The following is a 16923-nucleotide window of genomic DNA, read 5'->3' as shown; positions in this document are numbered from 1 at the left end:
GACCATGACCGCGCACGCCGAAAGCCTCCTCCTCCCGGTCCCGGACGAAGACGGGGCCCCGTTCTGGGAGTACGCCGCCCGGGGCGAACTCCGCGTCCAGTCCTGCGCCGACTGCGGCCGGCTCCGTTTCCCGCCGCGGCCGTGCTGCCCGCACTGCGGGTCGTTCGACTCCGCGTGGCGGCTGATGAGCGGCCGGGGCCGGATCTGGTCGTACGTGCGACCGCACCCGCCGCTACTGCCGGCCTACGCGGCGCAGGCCCCGTACAACGTCATCCTGGTGGAACTGGCGGAGGCTCCGCCGATCCGGCTGGCGGGGAACCTGGTCGCCTCGGCCGACGCCCCGCTGGACTCGGTCGATCCGGCCCGGCTGCGGATCGGGGCGCGGGTGCAGGTGGTGTTCACCGAGACGGGCGGGATGAGCGTGCCGCGCTGGGTCCTGGAGCGGCCGTGACGGTTCGGGTGGAGCGGGACGGGGCGAGCGGGGTCGCGGTCGTCACCCTGGACCGGGAGCGCCGACACAACGCGATCGATCTCGCGACGGCCGGTGAACTCGCCGCCGTCTGGCGGCTGTTCCGGCACGACGAGGACGTACGGGCGGTGGTGCTGACGGGGGCGGGCACGGTCGCGTTCTGCACGGGCATCGACCGGGATGTGTCGGTGCCCCAGCCCGCGTCCCCGTACTCCGTCGACGACCCGCTGCTGGCCATCGGCCCGAAGGCCAACGACCTGTGGAAACCGGTGGTCGCGGCCGTCAACGGCATGGCGTGCGGCGGGGCGTTCTACCTGCTGGGCGAGTCGGAGTTCATCGTCGCCTCGTCGTCCGCGACGTTCTTCGACCCGCACACCACATACGGGATGGTCAGCGCGTACGAGGCGGTCTACATGGCCCAGCGGATGCCGTTCGGGGAGGTGGCCCGGATGTCCCTGATGGGGACGGCCGAGCGGCTCTCGGCGCGGCGGGCGTACGAGATCGGGCTGGTCTCGGAGCTGGTCGAGCCCGGGGAACTCGCGGCGGCGGCCCTGAGGTCGGCGCGGACGCTGGCCGGCTTCCCGACGGCGGCCGTCCAGGGCACGGTGCGGGCCCTGTGGTCGGCCAAGCGGGCGGCGCTGCGCCAAGCCCTGGACCAGGCGCCGGCCCTGATCGCCCTGGGGAACCTGCCCCCGGCCGAGCAGGCCGCCCTCTTCACCGCCCGCCGCGCGGCGCCCGAGCCCCGGGTCAGGTAGGCGCGGTCGGTTCCGGTAGGCGCGGCCGGCGCGGCCGGTCAGGTGACGCGGCCGAGCCGGCAGCTCGTGACCTGGGCGGCCTTCGCGGAGCTGCCGAGCGGGATCTCGATGGTGCGGGTCTCGCCCTTCTTGAGCGTCACCCGGCCGGAGGTGCGCTCGACGGTCCCCGACGCGCCTTCGAAGGTGATCGGGACCTCGACCGTGCGCTCCGCGCTCGCGAGGGAGGTGACGCGGACGGTGGCCTTCGGCGTGGCGGGGCCGGCGCAGGTGACGACCTCGGCGCGGGCCGGCGCGCCGGTGGGGGTGGGCGTGGGGGTGGGACTGGCCGTCGAGCCGCTGCCGCCCCGGGTGGTGTTGCGGTTGTTGTAGCTGTTGCTGCTCCTGTTGTTCTTGGAGCTGGAGCTGGAGCTGGAGCAGCCGCCCCCGCCACTGCTCTTGTGCCCGCTCTTGTGGCCGGACGAGAACCCGGTGAGCGCCAACACCACCCCCAGGAGCACCGCGCCGAACCTGATGCGACGTCCGACCGCCATGGCCGACTCCTCCCCCTGGACAACGGCGCGCCACGCTACCAGGCCCCCCGGACGCCCCACCCGGGATGCGGGCGCCCCCGTCCGCACGTAGCGTCGGGGACCAAGATCCCTAACCCCGGAGGGTCGGGCATGATCCGCAACGTACTCGGCTCGATCCTCGGCCTGATCGGGGCCGCGGTCGCCGTCTGGAGTCCCTTCCGTGCCTGGTACGACGGCCGGCACGGGCGCGACTACCGGCTGGTGGAACTCTTCTCCCCGAGCGGGATCACCGGAGCCAAGGCCGCCCTGTTCACCGGGCTGCTGCTGCCGTTCTGCGTCGCGGCGCTCCTGGCCCTCATCGCGATCGTGCTGCGCTCGCGCGCCCTGATGGCGCTCGCAGGGGTCGTGGTCCTCGGCTTCGCCGTGCTGTGGATGGTCCGTCAGGGCCAAGCCTTGGGAAGCCTCTCCGTCGGCGGCGCCCGGAGCGTCGGTGCGGGCGTGGCGAGCGCGTTCGGCGCCGGCGCGCTGCTCCTCCTGGCGGCGGCCGTCATGCGCGGCCGACCCCGCCGCCGCTTCCATGACCGCGATCTCCCGCCCACCAGCCCGGCCCCGACCTCCCCCACCCGCCACGACGACGAGCCGTGGCCCCCGGCGCCGCCGGACCGTCCCTAGAGGCGCCATCTCATGTGCCGGTCCTCTGTAACAGATGAGGGTGCAGGCGATGCCGGTGACTGCAAGGGTCTCCTCGGCTTACGTTCGCGGTGGCAGCCGGCAGCTGGGCCCCGGTGCGTTCGACGGTCCAGCGATGGCGCCCCAGTCGCTGCGAGGATTCGATGCCCGAACCTTCCGCCCTGGGCACCGGAGAGCCGTCGCCCCGAACGACGCGGCGAGCACTTCCCGGTCGCCGTGCCGACGCCGACCACCGCGCTGAGGCCACGACAGCGCCGCCACCGCCACCCGGGTCAGGGGTGCGGGGCGATCGAGTCCGCGCAAACCTTGCCGCGCGTCAGGTGCATGCCGCTACCCTCATGGCTCTTAGGCCATGTGGACAGGGGGACCTTGTGGCAGCATCCGGCGACGACTCCAACACCCCTTACGAACCCGGTGGATCGGGGCCCTACACGGGCATGACCGGAAGTGCGACCGGAAACGGCTCGGTCCAGCAGGCGGGGCGCGACCACACCGCCCAGAGCACCACTGTCAGCACCACCATTCGAAACAGCCCGTGGACCGCCCTTGTGAGCCTGATCGCCGTCGTCGTCGGTGCGGTGGGCATGCACGCCCTCGTTGCCGACGAATCGGGGAGCGCTTCGGGGCAGGGCGTTCCAGCCCTGCCACAGGGCACAACGGCCACCGGTCCGAAAGCAGGTGGCGACAGCACGGGCGGCACCCGTGTGGCAACCCCTCCCCCCGAGCAATGGCGGGGCACTCTGGCCCTGGACACCAGCGGTGGTAAGGAACTGGACGGCGAGCGGCCCACCTCGGCGACCTCTCTCATGGCCACCGGCGACATCAACCTCGGGATGCTGGACCGGTTGGTGGTCACGGCGGGGACCGGCGGGGCCGTGGCCCTGTGGGAGGGCCACGGGATACCGGACCAAGCAGCCTGCGCCGCTTCGGTGGACACCACCGGTTCTGCATACGCACCCGTTACTCCGGACGCCGTGTTCTGCGTGAGGACAGATGGTGGACGCATCGCCCGGCTCCAGGTGAAGACACTCCCGGAGGACCTCACCTTCGCCGTACGGTTCGACGCCGTGGTGTGGGCCCTCGCACGGTCATGACACGTGCGGGGTTTCCGACGTACAGGAGGCATTGTGGAGGCATTGATACTGGCGGTCGCGACCGCCCTGGTGAGCGCGATGGCGACAGACGCCTGGCAGCAGGCGCGTTCCTCCACGGTTGCGCTGTGGCAGCGCGCCCGTCCGGAGCACGTTCCGGCCATCGAGGATGAGCTGACAGACGTACGGGGCGAGGTGCTGGAGGCGCGCCGGACGCATGATGCCGCCGCTGAGGAGAGGCTGACAGACGGCTGGCAGCTCAGATTTCAGCGGCTGGTTCGCGGTGATCCCGCCCTGGCAAGCGAGCTTCAGCGGCTCTTGGACCAGGAGCTTGCTCCGCTCCTGCCTCCACCTGACAGTCCGCCGCACTCCGGCGCTATACAGCAGACCGCCAACGCCTCGGGCCAGGCCAGCGTCAACCAGGCGGGCGGCGATATCAACATCAACGAATCCGGTCGGGCACAGGGCCGCCGACGCAACGGCTGGTGGCGCAGATCGGGTTCAGCCTCCTGATCGGTCAGGGGTGCGGGCGACCGTTGCTGGGACGGCGGGTTGCCGCCACCGTCACCCAGTGGACCCACGAGAACGCCGTGGCATTCAGCGCCCGCTGCCCACCACCCGGCACACGCCCCTCTGCCTGGGGCAGGCGGGGCGTGTCTTCGTGCGTTCGCGATCAGTCGATCGGCAGGGCCTGGTGCGCGGCGACGATTGCGTCAATGCGGCGGGCGAGGTCGAAGTCCGAGGCGGTGAGTCGATTCCCGGCGTCGTGCGTAGTGATCGACGCGCGCAGGTGATCTATTCGTAGGTCGAGATCCGCGTGGTGCTGAATGCGCCGGGACCGATCGGCGATCGTCACGATCGCCGCGACCGCCGCGTGGTACGGGATCTCATAAGTGCGGGTAATCACGTCGCTGTCCTGCTCCCACCCCGGCAACTCGGCCAGGTTCTCGGCGATCTCCTCGTGCGTCAGCGGCTTAGGTACGCCCATGTCAGCTCCCCTCGGTCACGGAGCCGGGACCTCAGCGGGCCCCGGCCTGCCAAGGCATCGTGCCACGGCCTCATGGCCCGTACGTGGCCGGTTGGCGCAGGCGACGGGCGCGGGCATGAGCGCGACCACAGTGGCAGATATCGAGCTACGGGGTGGGGGATCGTGGTGATGAAGAACTGCAAGCCGTTGGTGTTGCGAGATGCTCTACCCGCCGGTGCCGTTCTGGTTTGTGTGGTCACCGCCCCGGAGGATGCACTCGTGGTTGTCACCGTGGAAGGCGTACCGGCGCGGCCCGCTGAAAGTCCGTGACGATGCGGCGGTACCCGGTGTGTCCCGTACGGCAAGCGTGCCGCAGCGCCCACACCGCCGGAGCCCGGTCCTCGTCCGCCGGCCCGGAACCGTCAAGGCACGACGTGCACTCGGACTCGTACACGGGCCCGCTCCCCGACCTGTCGGCACTCAACACCCAGTCCGACGGGCTCACCAGACTGCTCACACCGATCCCACCTTCACGGACAACTCCGCCCACACCCGTTTGCCCGGACCGACACGTTCCCCCACGCCCCACCGTTCCGCGACTGCCGCCACCAGGAAGAGCCCGCGTCCACAGTCCCCTTCCAGCTCCGGCGCCCCGACTTGTGGTCGTGCCGCGCCCGTGTCGTGCACCTCGATCCGGAGCCCATCAGGCAGCCTTGCGTACCGGGTCTCGATCTCACGGTCCCGGGGACCGGCCGCATGCCGGACGGCATTGGTCACCAGCTCGGAGACGACGAGCAGCGCGTCCCCCTCCAGCTCGGACATCCCCCACCCGCTCAGGACCTCGCGCAACTGCGCCCGCGCACCCGGCACCGCCCGCGCCTCCCGTCGCCACCGGCGTACGACTTCACGCTCGCTCCCGGACAAGCCGATACAACGCCCCATGCTGACGCTCCTTCGCAGCGCTGGCCAAACCCCCGGACCGTTCGAGCGGTCGCGGGGGCATCTGCATGCACCGCGAGAACCGAGACGGCCTCGCCCCCAAAGACTGGACCGGTGGACCGGTCCAGTCAATCACCCTGATTCATCGCATAGTTGTCCACGCGTTCCCACAGCCCCTCCGGAGTCACGCCCTCCTCGCAGACCAGGGCCTTGCCACGGTCGTCGTAAGCGGTGTGGAGCACCACCGCGACCGCGCAAGGGCGCTTCACCTGAAAGAGTTCAGCCTCCGCCCTCGTTGCCAGGCGTACCGAAGTCGTGTCCACTCCACGGACCGACAGCCAACCTGTGGCGCGCCGCACATAGTGGGTCGTTCCCTCGGCGATCGGGCCGTTCTGATGCAGACGCGGGCAGAGCTCCGCCACCTCCGGCGGGAACCATGCGACCACCAAGGAGTGAGGCTGGCCGTCATGCGTGAGCCCCAGCCGCGCCCTATGCAGCGCCTGACGACCCGGCGCGAGCCCCAGGGCGTCAGCGACGTGCGAAGGCGGCACCAGCATGTCCGGCGCACCAAGTCGACGGTACGGTCCTCCCTGCGCCCGCGTCGTTCCCGACCCCCGGCCGCCCGCCGGACGGGCCACCGGAGCCTCCGTGACTGCGAAACCACGCCCCTGATACGGCACCACCAGTCCATCGGAACGCAGCACCTCCATCGCCTTGATGGCCGTGGCCCGCGAAACCGCCCACTGTTCGCACAGATCGCGGCTGGACGGCAGGATGTCTCCCGGACCGAACTCGCCTTCAGTGATGCGGCTGCGCAAACTCTCCGCGATCTGTTCGTACTTGAGAGGTGGCATATACGTTTCCCAACCTTTTGAGCTGACCGGTTGACCGGTCAGGCTAAGGGCTACCATCGCTGCGTGGCCAGGGTTGAGAATCGAGAGCATGCCGACTCACTCCGTAGGTCCAGAGATCATCGACTTCTACAGCGAGACGATCAGCGAATCCGACCGGCTCAGCAGCAGCGCGGACGGGGCGCTGGAGATGGTTCGCACGCAGGAACTACTGCGGCGCCATCTGCCGACCGCGCCCGCACGGGTCATCGACATCGGCGCGGGGCCCGGTGCGCACGCGCGTTGGCTGGCCGAGGACGGGTACGAGGTCGACCTCATCGACCCCGTTCCCCGCCACGTCGAGGAGGCCACCGCTGCTGGATTCAACAGCGCGCTCGGCGACGCCCGCTCCCTCGCGGCGGACGACGGCACGTATGACGTCGCGCTCGTCCTCGGCCCGCTCTACCACCTGCTCGACCACGGAGATCGCGTCAAGGCACTACGCGAAGCGGTGCGCGTCGTCCGCCCCGGCGGGCTCGTCGCCGCGGCGGCCATCGGCAGGTACGCATCCCTCTTCGAGCATGTGGCCACCACCATGCTCACCATCGAGCGGGTACGCGACGCCGTCTCGGACATCCTCGTCAGCGGCATCCACGAACCAGGCCGCAAAGGCTTCACCAGCGCCTACTTCCACACCGGAGAGGGCTTGGCCGCGGAGATGCGTGAGGCGGGCCTGAGCGCACCGCGGGTGTACGGCATCGAGGGCCCGGTGTGGTCGGCGCTCAAGGCGACCGAGCTGCACACCAAGGACAGCCTCATCGACTCGAAGATGTTCGAGGCCGCCCTGACGGCGGCGCGCCTCGCCGAGCCGCACCCCGACCTGCTCGCCGCGAGTTCCCACATGCTGGCCGTGGCCACGGTGTAGCCGACGAGACGGCCCGACATGGCGGCGGCCCCGGTCCCCCGGAGGGGACGGGGCCGGCCGGCCGGAGCGGGAGGGGTCAGGCGGCGTCGACGACGCCCGAGGCCGCGATCTCGATCTTGGCCGAGGTGCGGCCGGACTGGGAGCCCAGGGACTCGATCTTCTTGACCAGGTCCGAGCCCTCGACGACCTCGCCGAAGACGACGTGCTTGCCGTCGAGCCACGGGGTGGGGATCGTGGTGATGAAGAACTGCGAGCCGTTGGTGTTCTTGCCGGCGTTCGCCATGGACAGCAGGAACGGCCGGTCGTGCTTCAGCTGGAAGTTCTCGTCGGCGAACTTCTCGCCGTAGATGCTCTTGCCGCCGGTGCCGTTCTGGTTGGTGAAGTCACCGCCCTGGAGCATGAACTCGGGGATGACGCGGTGGAAGGGCGAACCGGCGTAGCCGAAGCCGTGCTGGCCGGTGGCCAGCTCGCGGAAGTTCTGGGCCGTCTTCGGGACGACCTCGTCGAAGAGGTTGAAGACGATGCGGCCCGCGGACTCGCCGTTGATGTTGATGTCGAAGTAGACGTTGCTCATGGGGTCCATCCTGTCACTCCCGGTGCCGCGCGCGACCCAGGGCCCCTGCCGCGCTCACACGCCCGTCCGGGTGCCCGTCCCCTTCGCCGCGTCCAGCGCGTACACGCAGCGGTCCTTGCTGCACGCGTAGACCACCCCCGACTCGGCCACCGGGGCGCCGGTGATCTCGCCGCCCGTGGCCAGCTTCCAGCGCAGCTGTCCGCCCGCCGCGTCCAGGGTGTAGAGGCAGTGGTCCGCCGAGCCGAAGTGCACGCGGCCGTCCGCGACCGCCGGCGAGCCGGTGATCTCCCCGCCAGCCGCGAACCGCCACTTCGGGGTGCCGGTGACCGCGTCGAGCGTGTAGAGGGCGCTGCCCGCGCCCAGGTGGACGTTGCCGGCCGCCACCAGGACCGGGTCCGGCGAGGGCCGCGACTCCGTCGCGATGCGCCAGCGGTCCTTGCCGGTCACCGCGTCCAGGGCGTAGACGGTGCCCAGGTAGTCGACGAGGTACACGCCGCCGCCGGTCACCGCCGCGCCCGGCGCGAAGGCCGGGGGCGCCAGGAAGACGGCCGGGGCCTCGAAGTGCCAGCGCACCCGCCCCGAGGCCCGGTCCACGGACAGGACGCGGGTCCCGGCGGCGACGTAGACGTTCCCGTCCGGCGCCGGCGTGACCCGTACCGGCACGTTCCCACAGGCCGCCGCGTCGCCGACCGGGTACGACCAGGCCTCCAGGCCGGAGCGGGCGTCCAGGGCGCGCAGCCGGGCGTCCTGCCACACGTAGACGGTGCCGTCGTGCAGGACGGGCGCCGCCTCCGGGGTCTCGAAGTCGGACTGCGCCCCGCTCAGCTCCCACAGCTTCCGGCCGTTGGACGCCTCCCAGCCCTGGACGCCGCCGCCCCGGGTGGCCGTGATCACGGTGCCGCGCTCAGCGCGCAGCGCGTACACCCACGCCTCGGTGGCCAGCCTCCACCGCTCGGAGCCGTCGGAGGCGTCGAGCGCGTACAGGGAGGGCCCGTCGGAGGCGTGGATGCGGCCGTCCGCGACGGTCATGGACCAGGCGACGTCCCTGGTCTTGAACTGGCGCCGGCCGCTGCCGACGTCCAGGGCGTGCACCTCGAAGGAACTGACGTAGAGCAGGTCGCCCGCGACGGTCGGGGTGCCCCAGACCTCGTTGGACATGCGGAAGCGCCAGGGGCGCCAGCGCCCGCTGTCGGGCGCGGGGCCGGACGGGCCCGGGGTCGACGCCGACGAAGCGGACTGGTGCGGCACCGCCGCGACGGCCTCGGCGGACGCGCCCCCCGGCGGGCGGACCCAGCCGGTCGCGACGTCGGCGCCGGCCCCGGCGGGCGCGGCGGCCGTCGCGCGCGGCCCGGGTCCGATCGGTACGGGGGAGGCGCCGAGCCGGACGGGCTCGCCCGAAAGCACCGGGGAGCGCCCTGGCGGGTGGGGCGGCAGCGGCGGGGCGGCCTGGCCGGTGCGCGGGTCCACCCAGGACTCGGCGGGCTCGCGCCGCCGGTGCGTGGCGGGGCCCGACGCCGGCCCTTGGGCGCCGCGCGGCGGGCGGGCGGGTCCGGGGACCACAGCCGTACGCAGGCCCGCGCGCCGGGCCTCGATCATGGCGACGGCCTGGCCGGGCAGCCAGGCCGAGGCGGTGCCGCTGTCGTCGCCGCCTTCGAAGAGGTGCGGGGCCAGCTGCGCCTGGAGGTCCGCCGGGGTGGGGCGGCGGGTGGCGTCCATCTGCATGCAGGAGTCGATGAGGGGCCGCAGCTCGTCGGGGAGCCCCTCCAGGTTCGGGCCCTCGCGCAGCAGCATGAACACCGTCTCGACCGGGTTCGCCCCGTGGTAGGGCGGGTGTCCGGTGGCGGCGAAGACGAGCGTCGAACCGAGCGAGAAGACATCGCTGGCGCCCTTGACGGTGCGCGAGTCCTTCGCCTGCTCGGGCGACATGTAGGCGGGGGTGCCGACGGCGACGTTCGTCATGGTCAGCCGGGTGTTGGAGACCCCGCTCGCGATGCCGAAGTCGATGACGCGCGGGCCGTCCTCGACGACGAGCACGTTGGACGGCTTCAGGTCGCGGTGGACGAGGCCTGCGCCGTGGATGGACTGGAGGGCTTCGGCGATGCCGGCCGCGAGCCACCGTACGGCCTGCGCGGGCATCGGCCCGCACTCGTTGACGATCTCCTCCAGGGAGGGGGCCGGTACGTACGCGGTCGCCAGCCACGGTACGGCGGCGCGCGGGTCGGCGTCGACCACGGCCGCCGTGTAGAAGCCGGAGACGGCGCGCGCCGCCTCCACCTCGCGGGTGAAGCGCACGCGGAACAGTTGGTCCTCGGCGAGTTCGGTCCGCACCGTCTTGATCGCGACGCGTCGTCCGGACGCCGACCGCGCGAGGTAGACCAGCCCCATGCCGCCGGCGCCGAGCCGTCCCAGCACCTCGAAGGGGCCGATCCGTCTCGGGTCGTGCTGCGTCAGCTGCTCCACCACTCGCCTCCACACCTCCCCGTACGGGCCGTACGGGCCCATGCCGGGCCCGCCCGCAGCGCGCGTCCACCGGCGCGCACGCCCGATTCTGTCAGGCCCGCGCCTGGTCCGGCCCCGGGTCAGGGCCGGGATTCGCCGCCGGCTTTGGTCCGGGGCTCCGAGAGCACGCCGAAGACCGCCCCCTGATTGTCGGCGACGACGGCGATGCGCCCGTACGGGGTGTCCACGGGATCGGCGGTGACCCGGCCGCCGAGGCGCCGCGCGGTGGCCACGGTCTGGTCGCAGTCGGGGACGGCGAAGTAGGCGAGGAAGTGCGCCGGCATGATCTCCGGGAACGCGTCGGTGATCACGCTGCGGCCCAGGACGGCGGTGGCGGAGCCGGGGGCGCTGCCGGGCGGGGACCAGACGCGGTACTCGATGCCGGAGTCGGGGTCGTCCTGGTCCTCGGGGACGTAGCCGAAGACCTTGGCGTAGAACACGTCGACGGCGTCCCGGGCACGGGTGTAGACCTCCGACCAGCGGTACGTGTACGGCTCGCCCTGGGCTTCGAAGCCGTGGTGGGTGCCGGGCTGCCAGAGGCCGAAGACGGCGCCGCCGGGGTCGGCGGCCATAGCGGCCGTGCCGTACGGGCCTACGGGCTGCGGGTCCATCACCATCTGGCCGCCGGCGGCGCGGATGCGGGCGGCGCACGCGTAGGAGTCGACGGTGTAGAGGTAGATCCCCCAGACGGTGGGCATGCGGCCGTCGGGCTTGGGGGCGAGGGCGGCGACGTTGCGGCCGCGGCTGTACGCCTGGGTGTAGTGCCCGTACTCGGCGCCCGCGCTGTCCCCGAAGGTCCACCCGAAGAGCTCACCGTAGAAGCGCTTTCCCGCCTCGACGTCCGGGAGCGAGGCGTCGACCCAGCAGGGGGAGCCTTCCGCGAATGCCGTCATGGGCCGGTTCCTTCCGTCGTGCGGGGGTATGCCCCCATCTGTCCGCCCTGCGCCTCCCGGCCATGATGGGTCCGAAAACTTGTCCACAGCCTGTTGACAAGACTATTCGGGGGATTACGCCACGATACGGGTGAGGTCGGTGACGGTCTGCGACCGGTCGGCGGAGGTGGGGCGCTCCGGGGGAAACGACGTGGGAAACGGCCGAAATGCATCGGACGGTCGGGCGCGGAGGCGCTGTGGCCCAGGTCGGCGGCCGGTTGACCCCATTTGCAGGCGGCCGAATAGCGCGCCCATCACCCCTCGGTAAGCTGACGGCATGACAGGACAAGTACGCACCGTCGACGGGCGTGTCGCCGGCCGGCGCGGCCAGGCGACGCGGCAGAAGCTGCTCGACTGCCTCGGCGAGATGCTCAGCTCCTCGCCGTACCGCGACGTCAAGGTGATCGACGTCGCGCGCAAGGCCGGTACCTCCCCCGCGACCTTCTACCAGTACTTCCCGGACGTCGAAGGTGCCGTCCTGGAGATCGCCGAGGAAATGGCCACGGAGGGCGCCCAGTTGACGGCGCTCGTCGAGGGCCGCAACTGGGTCGGCAAGGCCGGCTGGAGCGCGGCCGAGGAACTGGTCGAGGGCTTCCTGGACTTCTGGCGCCGCAACGACGCGATCCTGCGGGTCGTCGACCTCGGCGCGGCCGAGGGCGACAAGCGGTTCTACAAGATCCGCATGAAGATCCTGAACTCCGTCACCAACTCCCTCACCGAGTCGATGAAGGAACTCCAGGCCAAGGGCAAGGTCGACAAGGACCTCAGCCCTGCCGCGATGGCCGGTTCGCTGGTCGCGATGCTGGCCGCGGTCGCCTCGCACCAGAAGGGGTTCCAGACCTGGGGCGTGAAGCAGGCCGAACTCAAGCCGAACCTGGCGCTCCTGGTCCACCTGGGCATCACCGGCAAGAAGCCGACCAAGTAACGGCGGACCCCGGACCCCTGCCAGGGGTCCAGGTCCGCCGCAGGGGCCGGGTCCGCCGCCAAGGGGTCCGGGTCCGCCGCCGGGGCCCGGGTCGGTCCCCGGGGCCTGACGTGCCGTGATCAGCGGCGGTCCAGCCGGAACAGTCGGATCTCCCGCTCGATGCGCGCCTGGTACGTCGCGTACGGCGGCCAGAACGCCAGGGCCTCACGCCAGGCCGCCGCGCGTTCCTCGCCCTGGAGCAGCCGGGCCCGTACGGCGATCTCCCTGCCGCGCCAACTCACGTGCGCATCGGGGTGTTTGAGCAGGTTGGCGGTCCAGGCCGGGTGGCCGGGGCGGCCGAAGTTGGAGCCGATCAGCAGCCAACTCGCGCCGTTGTCTAGCGGCATGCAGGCGAGCGGGGTGGTGCGCGGCTCGCTCGTTCTGGCGCCCTTGGCGGTGAGGATCAGCCCCGGGAGCATCTGCGCGCTCAGGATGACCTTGCCACGGGTGAGTTTGTGCACCGCCTTGTCCATGGCGGGGATCACGTGCGGCGCGATCTTGGCGAAGAGCAGGGTCGAGGAGACCTTCTGCATCAGGCGGACACCGACGGCTGTCATCGCGCGGCCGTCCTCTCTTGGATGGCCGGGAAGAGCCCGGCGCGCTGTGCGGCGTGCGCCCGGAGCCGGTGGGCGGGGCCGAAGAGCAGTTCGTCGGCCGCGGCCCGCTTGAAGTAGAGGTGCGCGTCGTGTTCCCAGGTGAAGCCGATGCCGCCGTGCAGTTGGATGGCCTCCGCGGCGGTCAGCCGGAGCGCCTCCAGCGCCTGGGCGAGGGCGAGTCCGCCCTGATCGGGGTCCCAAGCGGCGTAGTACGCGGCGGACCGGGCCGCCTGGACCTGGACGTAGAGATCGGCGAGGCGGTGTTTGACCGCCTGGAAGGAGCCGACCGCGCGGCCGAACTGCTCGCGCCGGCGTACGTACTCCACCGTGCGGGCCAGCGCCTGCCCGGCCGCGCCGACCGCCTCGGCGGCGAGGGCGGTGGCGACGGTGCGGCCGGTCGCGGCGAGCGCCCCGGCCACGTCGGCGGCATCGTTTCCGTCCTCGCCGCCCAGCAGTTCGGCTTCCACGTCGCGCAGTTGGACGCGGCCCTGCGGCCGGGTCTCGTCGAGGGTGGCCTGTCGGGCGCGCACGAGACCGGGCGCGTCCCCCCGTACGAGGAACAGCAGGGTACGGCTGCGGGCGAAGCCGCCGGTGTGCGCGGCGACGAGCAGCAGCCCGGCGCTGTGCCCGTCCAGGACCTGGGCGGCCTCCCCGTACAGCCGCCGGCCGCCGGCTCCGTCGCCGCGGGCCTGTACCCCGCCCGCCCGGCCGCCCCCCGACCAGTCGCCCGGGGTGTTGTCCCCGGTCAGTGCGAGGGCCGTGGCCAGGGCCGTGCCGGGTACGGCGAGCGCGGCGGTCAGCGTCCCGGCGGCGAGCGGGGGCAGCAGCGCCGCGCGCTGGGCGGGCGTCCCGAGGGCACCGATCAGCGGGGCGACGAGCCCGGCGGTGGCCAGCAGCGGGGAGGGCAGCAGTACGCGCCCGGTCTCCTCGCAGGCCAGGGCCAGGTCGGCGGGCGCGCAGCCGACCCCGCCGTACTCCTCGGCGATGGCGATGCCCGGCAGGCCGAGCTGCCGGGAGAGCCGCCGCCACAGCTCGGGGTCGTGTCCGGCGGCGGTGCGGACGGCGGCCTTGACCTCGTCCGGGCCGCAGCGTTTGCCCAGGATCTCGCGCAGGGTGCGGCGCATCTCGTCCTGCTCCGCGGTGAAGGCGGCGTCCATCGTCGGGCTCCTCCCGGGGAAACCTCCCCGGCGGTGGCCGAGGGGGTATCTGACGGGCCGTCATGCTAGGCCGGGGAGTCGCGGATGCCCAGGGGCCGACACCGTCGAACTCACAAGGCCGTGCGGACGTTCGCCACCCGACCTAGCGGCTGACGGCTCGTCAGATATACCGTCTCCTCATGCCTGGACCCCTCTCCGCCGCCTCCGCACCCCGCCGCAGGGTCGCCGTCGTCGGCGTCGCGCTCTCGGACTGCGGCCGGGTGGACGGACCCACCCCCTACGCCCTGCACGCCCAGGCCGCCCGCCGGGCGCTCGTCGACTCGGGACTGGACCGCTCGGTCATCGACGGTCTGGCCTCGGCCGGGCTCGGCACCCTGGCCCCCGTCGAGGTGGCCGAGTACCTGGGGCTGCGGCCCACCTGGGTCGACTCCACCTCCGTCGGCGGCTCCACCTGGGAGGTCATGGCGGCCCACGCCGCCGACGCCATCGCCGCCGGCCACGCCAACGCCGTCCTGCTGGTCTACGGCTCCACCGCCCGGGCCGACATCAAGGCCCGGCGGCGCACCTCCAACCTGTCCTTCGGGGCGCGGGGCCCGCTCCAGTTCGAGGTCCCGTACGGCCACACCCTCGTCGCGAAGTACGCGATGGCCGCGCGCCGCCACATGCACGAGTACGGCACCACGGCGGAGCAGCTCGCGGCCGTCGCCGTGCAGGCCCGGGCGAACGCCGCGACCAATCCGGACGCGATGTACCGCGACCCGATCACGGTGGAGGACGTGCTGTCCGCCGAGATGATCGCGGACCCCTTCACGAAGCTGCACTGCTGCATCCGCTCGGACGGCGGCTGCGCCGTGCTCCTCGCGGCGGAGGACTACGTACCGGACACCGCGAAGGCGCCCGTGTGGGTCCTGGGCTCGGGCACCTCCGTCTCCCACACCACCATGTCGGAGTGGGAGAACTTCACCGTCTCCCCGGCGGCGGTCTCGGGGCGCCTGGCCTTCGAACGGGCCGGGCTGACCCCGGCGGACGTGGACCTGGCGCAGATCTACGACGCCTTCACGTACATGACCCTGGTGACGCTGGAGGACCTCGGCTTCTGCGCGAAGGGCGAGGGCGGGGCGTTCGTGGAGAAGGGGCGGCTGTTGCGGGACGGCGAGCTGCCCGTGAACACCGACGGCGGTGGTCTCTCGGCCTGCCATCCGGGGATGCGGGGGCTGTTCCTGCTGGTGGAGGCGGTCCGTCAACTCCGCGGCGAGGCCGGTCCGGGCCGGCAGGTCACCAGACGGGACGGCCGGTTGCCCGAGGTCGCGCTGGCCTCGGGCACCGGCGGTTGGTTCTGCTCGTCGGGGACGGTCGTCCTGGGGCGGTAGCCCCGGCCCGCCCCTGCCGGCGGCTCAGTAGTTCCAGCGGGACCGACTGCCGTCCGGTCGGCAGTAAATGAGGCGTCCGTTGGCGCCGTGCGTCTCGCGGCCGACATCGGCCTTACGGCAGAACTGGCCCGCCTTGTAGCAGTTGCCCGCGTCGGAGACGATCTCGCAGGAAGTCTCCGCGGCGGGCGTCGCCTCGCGGGTCGGCTCCGGGGCCGGGTCCTGGGTCGTGGGCTTCGTCGCGGGCCGCGTCGTCGGTTCGGCGGAGGGGGTCGATACGGCGACGGTCGCCGAGGCGGCCACCGAGGCCGAGGGGCCGGGGAGCGGGGTGGACGAGGGCGGGGCGGACGTGACCGCCGGGGGTGTGGTCGGCGGCGCCAGGGACCGGGCCGGGGCGGTCCCCGTATCGGGCCCGCAGGCGACGGCCATGCCGGCCAGCAGCAGCGTGGCCAGTGCCCGGCGGAGCACCGTCCCCGTACGCCCGCCGCGTCTCGCGCCGGTGGCGTCTGTGCGGTCTGTGCGGTCTGTGCGGTCTGTGCGGTCCATCGGTGCCCCCACCCCTAGCTGTTTGATGAGGGCACATCATATGAACGCCTCGGGCCGTGCCGGAGGCACTTTCCCCCATCCGGGAGGGACTGGCCGCCCGGCGCCTCAATCGCCGGCGGGGCTGAGGTTGCCCGAGCCGGGCCCCGAACCCCGGGCGGGCCCCGGAGCCTACGTGCGCCGCTGTTGCCGGGGGCCAGCCCCCCGGACCCCCGCGCCTCAAACGCCGGCGAGGCTGAAGTTGCCCGCCGGCGATTGAGGCGCGGGTCTGGGCGGAGCCCGGGGAACGGGGGAAGGGCGGGTAGGGGACAGCTCCGCGCAGCGCCCGACCGCGCCGCCGCGAAGCGGGGCACCGGCGCAGCCCACCCCCCTCGCCACCCCAGGCCCGGACGGGCATACGCATCCGTGTCGGTGGGATGATTCCATGGCCGCATGACCCCTGAGACCGGTAGCGACGACTTTCGCAAGACGCTGCACTCCCTGCGCGTGTGGGACACCCCGCTTCCCTCCTTCGACCCCGGGACCGCGCCCGCCGAGCCGTTGGAACTGTTCCGGGAGTGGTTCACGCACGCCGCCCGCGCCGGGCAGCCCGAGCCGCACACGATGAGCCTGGCGACGGTGGACGCCGACGGGCGGCCCGACGTCCGGACCCTGATGCTGCACGACGCCGACGCCCGCGGCTGGCACTTCGCCTCGCACGCCACCAGCGCCAAGGGCAGCCAGTTGGCCGGGCAGCCGGCCGCCGCCCTCGGCTTCTACTGGCCTGCGGTGGGCCGCCAGATCCGCGTCCGGGGCCGAGTCACGGCCTGCGGGCCGCAGGAGAGCCGCGAGGACCTGGCGGTGCGCTCGCGCGCCGCACTGGCGGCGGCGCTGACCGGCCGCCAGAGCGAGGTGCTGGGCTCCCTGGCGGAGCTGGCCGAGGCGTCGGCGGCGGCCTGGGTCCGCGCCGGAGCCGACCCCGAGGTGTCCGCGCCGACGTGGACGCGGTACGTGCTGGCCCCGGCGGAGGTCGAGTTCTTCCAGGGCGACGCCGCCCGCCGCCACACCCGGCTCCACTACCGGCGCGATCCCGCGGGCACCTGGACGCGCGGCCTCCTGTGGCCGTGAGCCCGCCGC

Annotated in this window: 19 protein-coding genes and 1 pseudogene; 9 read left to right on the top strand and 11 right to left on the bottom strand. The window is 72.6% G+C overall.

The window, feature by feature from the left end; genetic code table 11:
- Positions 1-4: 4 nt before the first annotated feature.
- Both ABZ934_RS29635 and ABZ934_RS29630 read left to right on the top strand, forming a co-directional pair.
- The gene (locus ABZ934_RS29635; protein WP_361318966.1) at positions 5-451 is read left to right on the top strand and encodes an OB-fold domain-containing protein; all 447 of its coding nucleotides are present in this window, start codon (positions 5-7) and stop codon (positions 449-451) included.
- A complete protein-coding gene (locus tag ABZ934_RS29630) occupies positions 448-1224 on the top strand; it encodes an enoyl-CoA hydratase/isomerase family protein (RefSeq protein ID WP_361318964.1) in 777 nt (258 codons plus the stop codon). The genes ABZ934_RS29635 and ABZ934_RS29630 overlap by 4 nt, the downstream gene beginning before the upstream one ends.
- Positions 1225-1262: 38 nt before the next feature.
- Here ABZ934_RS29630 and ABZ934_RS29625 read toward each other — a convergent pair whose 3' ends face one another.
- Entirely contained in the window at positions 1263-1754 is a 492-nt protein-coding gene (locus tag ABZ934_RS29625; protein ID WP_361318962.1) for a hypothetical protein, read from the bottom strand.
- 129 nt (positions 1755-1883) lie between these two features.
- On the opposite strand from ABZ934_RS29625, the gene ABZ934_RS29620 reads away from it, so the two are divergent.
- Complete coding sequence (locus ABZ934_RS29620) at positions 1884-2405, top strand: hypothetical protein (RefSeq protein ID WP_361318960.1); 522 nt, start codon at positions 1884-1886, stop codon at positions 2403-2405.
- Positions 2406-2486: 81 nt separating this feature from the next.
- On the opposite strand, the pseudogene ABZ934_RS29615 reads toward ABZ934_RS29620, so the two are convergent.
- A pseudogene (locus ABZ934_RS29615) lies at positions 2487-2571 on the bottom strand (IS5/IS1182 family transposase); the annotation flags it as partial.
- A 223-nt stretch (positions 2572-2794) separates the two neighbouring features.
- On the opposite strand from ABZ934_RS29615, the gene ABZ934_RS29610 reads away from it, so the two are divergent.
- Together ABZ934_RS29610 and ABZ934_RS29605 are read left to right on the top strand one after the other, a co-directional pair.
- Positions 2795-3517 (top strand): hypothetical protein, encoded by a 723-nt coding sequence (locus tag ABZ934_RS29610; RefSeq protein WP_361318958.1) that lies wholly within the window; start codon positions 2795-2797, stop codon positions 3515-3517.
- A 33-nt stretch (positions 3518-3550) separates the two neighbouring features.
- On the top strand, positions 3551-4027 hold the full coding sequence (locus ABZ934_RS29605) for a hypothetical protein (protein ID WP_361318956.1): 477 nt from the start codon (positions 3551-3553) through the stop codon (positions 4025-4027).
- Between the two features lie 160 nt (positions 4028-4187).
- On the opposite strand, the gene ABZ934_RS29600 is transcribed toward ABZ934_RS29605, so the two are convergent.
- The 3 genes from ABZ934_RS29600 to ABZ934_RS29590 all read right to left on the bottom strand — a co-directional run bounded on the left by ABZ934_RS29600 (position 4188) and on the right by ABZ934_RS29590 (position 6274).
- A complete protein-coding gene (locus ABZ934_RS29600) occupies positions 4188-4502 on the bottom strand; it encodes a 4a-hydroxytetrahydrobiopterin dehydratase (RefSeq protein WP_361318954.1) in 315 nt (104 codons plus the stop codon).
- 492 nt (positions 4503-4994) lie between these two features.
- Positions 4995-5423, bottom strand: coding sequence for an ATP-binding protein (locus ABZ934_RS29595; RefSeq protein ID WP_361318952.1), 429 nt, complete (start codon positions 5421-5423; stop codon positions 4995-4997).
- 125 nt (positions 5424-5548) lie between these two features.
- Complete coding sequence (locus ABZ934_RS29590) at positions 5549-6274, bottom strand: GntR family transcriptional regulator (protein WP_361319020.1); 726 nt, start codon at positions 6272-6274, stop codon at positions 5549-5551.
- A gap of 88 nt (positions 6275-6362) precedes the next feature.
- Between ABZ934_RS29590 and ABZ934_RS29585 the strand changes: the two genes are divergently transcribed.
- On the top strand, positions 6363-7175 hold the full coding sequence (locus tag ABZ934_RS29585; protein ID WP_361318950.1) for a class I SAM-dependent methyltransferase: 813 nt from the start codon (positions 6363-6365) through the stop codon (positions 7173-7175).
- Between the two features lie 76 nt (positions 7176-7251).
- Here the strand turns inward: ABZ934_RS29585 and ABZ934_RS29580 are convergent, their stop codons facing one another.
- The 3 genes from ABZ934_RS29580 to ABZ934_RS29570 all read right to left on the bottom strand — a co-directional run bounded on the left by ABZ934_RS29580 (position 7252) and on the right by ABZ934_RS29570 (position 11141).
- On the bottom strand, positions 7252-7749 hold the full coding sequence (locus ABZ934_RS29580) for a peptidylprolyl isomerase (protein ID WP_361318948.1): 498 nt from the start codon (positions 7747-7749) through the stop codon (positions 7252-7254).
- Between the two features lie 54 nt (positions 7750-7803).
- On the bottom strand, positions 7804-10212 hold the full coding sequence (locus tag ABZ934_RS29575; RefSeq protein WP_361318946.1) for a PQQ-binding-like beta-propeller repeat protein: 2409 nt from the start codon (positions 10210-10212) through the stop codon (positions 7804-7806).
- A 116-nt stretch (positions 10213-10328) separates the two neighbouring features.
- Positions 10329-11141, bottom strand: coding sequence for a VOC family protein (locus tag ABZ934_RS29570; protein ID WP_361318944.1), 813 nt, complete (start codon positions 11139-11141; stop codon positions 10329-10331).
- A gap of 316 nt (positions 11142-11457) precedes the next feature.
- Here ABZ934_RS29570 and ABZ934_RS29565 point away from each other — a divergent pair, with 316 nt between their 5' ends.
- Positions 11458-12105, top strand: coding sequence for a TetR family transcriptional regulator (locus ABZ934_RS29565; RefSeq protein ID WP_361318942.1), 648 nt, complete (start codon positions 11458-11460; stop codon positions 12103-12105).
- 119 nt (positions 12106-12224) lie between these two features.
- On the opposite strand, the gene ABZ934_RS29560 is transcribed toward ABZ934_RS29565, so the two are convergent.
- A complete protein-coding gene (locus ABZ934_RS29560; protein ID WP_361318940.1) occupies positions 12225-12701 on the bottom strand; it encodes a nitroreductase family deazaflavin-dependent oxidoreductase in 477 nt (158 codons plus the stop codon).
- A complete protein-coding gene (locus tag ABZ934_RS29555; RefSeq protein ID WP_361318938.1) occupies positions 12698-13897 on the bottom strand; it encodes an acyl-CoA dehydrogenase family protein in 1200 nt (399 codons plus the stop codon). Before ABZ934_RS29555 ends, ABZ934_RS29560 begins: the two co-directional genes overlap by 4 nt.
- 179 nt (positions 13898-14076) lie before the next feature.
- Here ABZ934_RS29555 and ABZ934_RS29550 point away from each other — a divergent pair, with 179 nt between their 5' ends.
- Positions 14077-15267 carry an acetyl-CoA acetyltransferase gene (locus ABZ934_RS29550; RefSeq protein ID WP_361318936.1) on the top strand — a complete coding sequence of 397 codons (1191 nt, stop codon included), beginning with the start codon at positions 14077-14079 and terminating at the stop codon, positions 15265-15267.
- A gap of 24 nt (positions 15268-15291) precedes the next feature.
- Here the strand turns inward: ABZ934_RS29550 and ABZ934_RS29545 are convergent, their stop codons facing one another.
- Positions 15292-15810, bottom strand: coding sequence for a hypothetical protein (locus ABZ934_RS29545; RefSeq protein WP_361318934.1), 519 nt, complete (start codon positions 15808-15810; stop codon positions 15292-15294).
- Positions 15811-16239: 429 nt separating this feature from the next.
- Here ABZ934_RS29545 and ABZ934_RS29540 point away from each other — a divergent pair, with 429 nt between their 5' ends.
- Complete coding sequence (locus ABZ934_RS29540; protein ID WP_361318932.1) at positions 16240-16914, top strand: pyridoxal 5'-phosphate synthase; 675 nt, start codon at positions 16240-16242, stop codon at positions 16912-16914.
- Positions 16915-16923: the final 9 nt, after the last annotated feature.

Source organism: Streptomyces sp. NPDC046557, assembly GCF_040645975.1.
Taxonomy (GTDB): Bacteria; Actinomycetota; Actinomycetes; order Streptomycetales; family Streptomycetaceae; genus Streptomyces.
Note: the sequence above shows the minus strand (reverse complement) of the source record. Positions and strands in the feature narration are given on the sequence as shown.

Bases quoted from the DNA above. Each gene is read 5' to 3' on its own strand.
- ABZ934_RS29635 (WP_361318966.1), top strand. From the start codon at position 5: ATGACCGCGCACGCCGAAAGCCTCCTCCTCCCGGTCCCGGACGAAGAC.
- ABZ934_RS29625 (WP_361318962.1), bottom strand. From the start codon at position 1,754: ATGGCGGTCGGACGTCGCATCAGGTTCGGCGCGGTGCTCCTGGGGGTG.
- ABZ934_RS29620 (WP_361318960.1), top strand. From the start codon at position 1,884: ATGATCCGCAACGTACTCGGCTCGATCCTCGGCCTGATCGGGGCCGCG.
- ABZ934_RS29600 (WP_361318954.1), bottom strand. From the start codon at position 4,502: ATGGGCGTACCTAAGCCGCTGACGCACGAGGAGATCGCCGAGAACCTG.
- ABZ934_RS29595 (WP_361318952.1), bottom strand. From the start codon at position 5,423: ATGGGGCGTTGTATCGGCTTGTCCGGGAGCGAGCGTGAAGTCGTACGC.
- ABZ934_RS29590 (WP_361319020.1), bottom strand. From the start codon at position 6,274: ATGCCACCTCTCAAGTACGAACAGATCGCGGAGAGTTTGCGCAGCCGC.
- ABZ934_RS29585 (WP_361318950.1), top strand. From the start codon at position 6,363: ATGCCGACTCACTCCGTAGGTCCAGAGATCATCGACTTCTACAGCGAG.
- ABZ934_RS29580 (WP_361318948.1), bottom strand. From the start codon at position 7,749: ATGAGCAACGTCTACTTCGACATCAACATCAACGGCGAGTCCGCGGGC.
- ABZ934_RS29570 (WP_361318944.1), bottom strand. From the start codon at position 11,141: ATGACGGCATTCGCGGAAGGCTCCCCCTGCTGGGTCGACGCCTCGCTC.
- ABZ934_RS29565 (WP_361318942.1), top strand. From the start codon at position 11,458: ATGACAGGACAAGTACGCACCGTCGACGGGCGTGTCGCCGGCCGGCGC.
- ABZ934_RS29560 (WP_361318940.1), bottom strand. From the start codon at position 12,701: ATGACAGCCGTCGGTGTCCGCCTGATGCAGAAGGTCTCCTCGACCCTG.
- ABZ934_RS29555 (WP_361318938.1), bottom strand. From the start codon at position 13,897: ATGGACGCCGCCTTCACCGCGGAGCAGGACGAGATGCGCCGCACCCTG.
- ABZ934_RS29550 (WP_361318936.1), top strand. From the start codon at position 14,077: ATGCCTGGACCCCTCTCCGCCGCCTCCGCACCCCGCCGCAGGGTCGCC.
- ABZ934_RS29545 (WP_361318934.1), bottom strand. From the start codon at position 15,810: ATGGACCGCACAGACCGCACAGACCGCACAGACCGCACAGACGCCACC.
- ABZ934_RS29540 (WP_361318932.1), top strand. From the start codon at position 16,240: ATGACCCCTGAGACCGGTAGCGACGACTTTCGCAAGACGCTGCACTCC.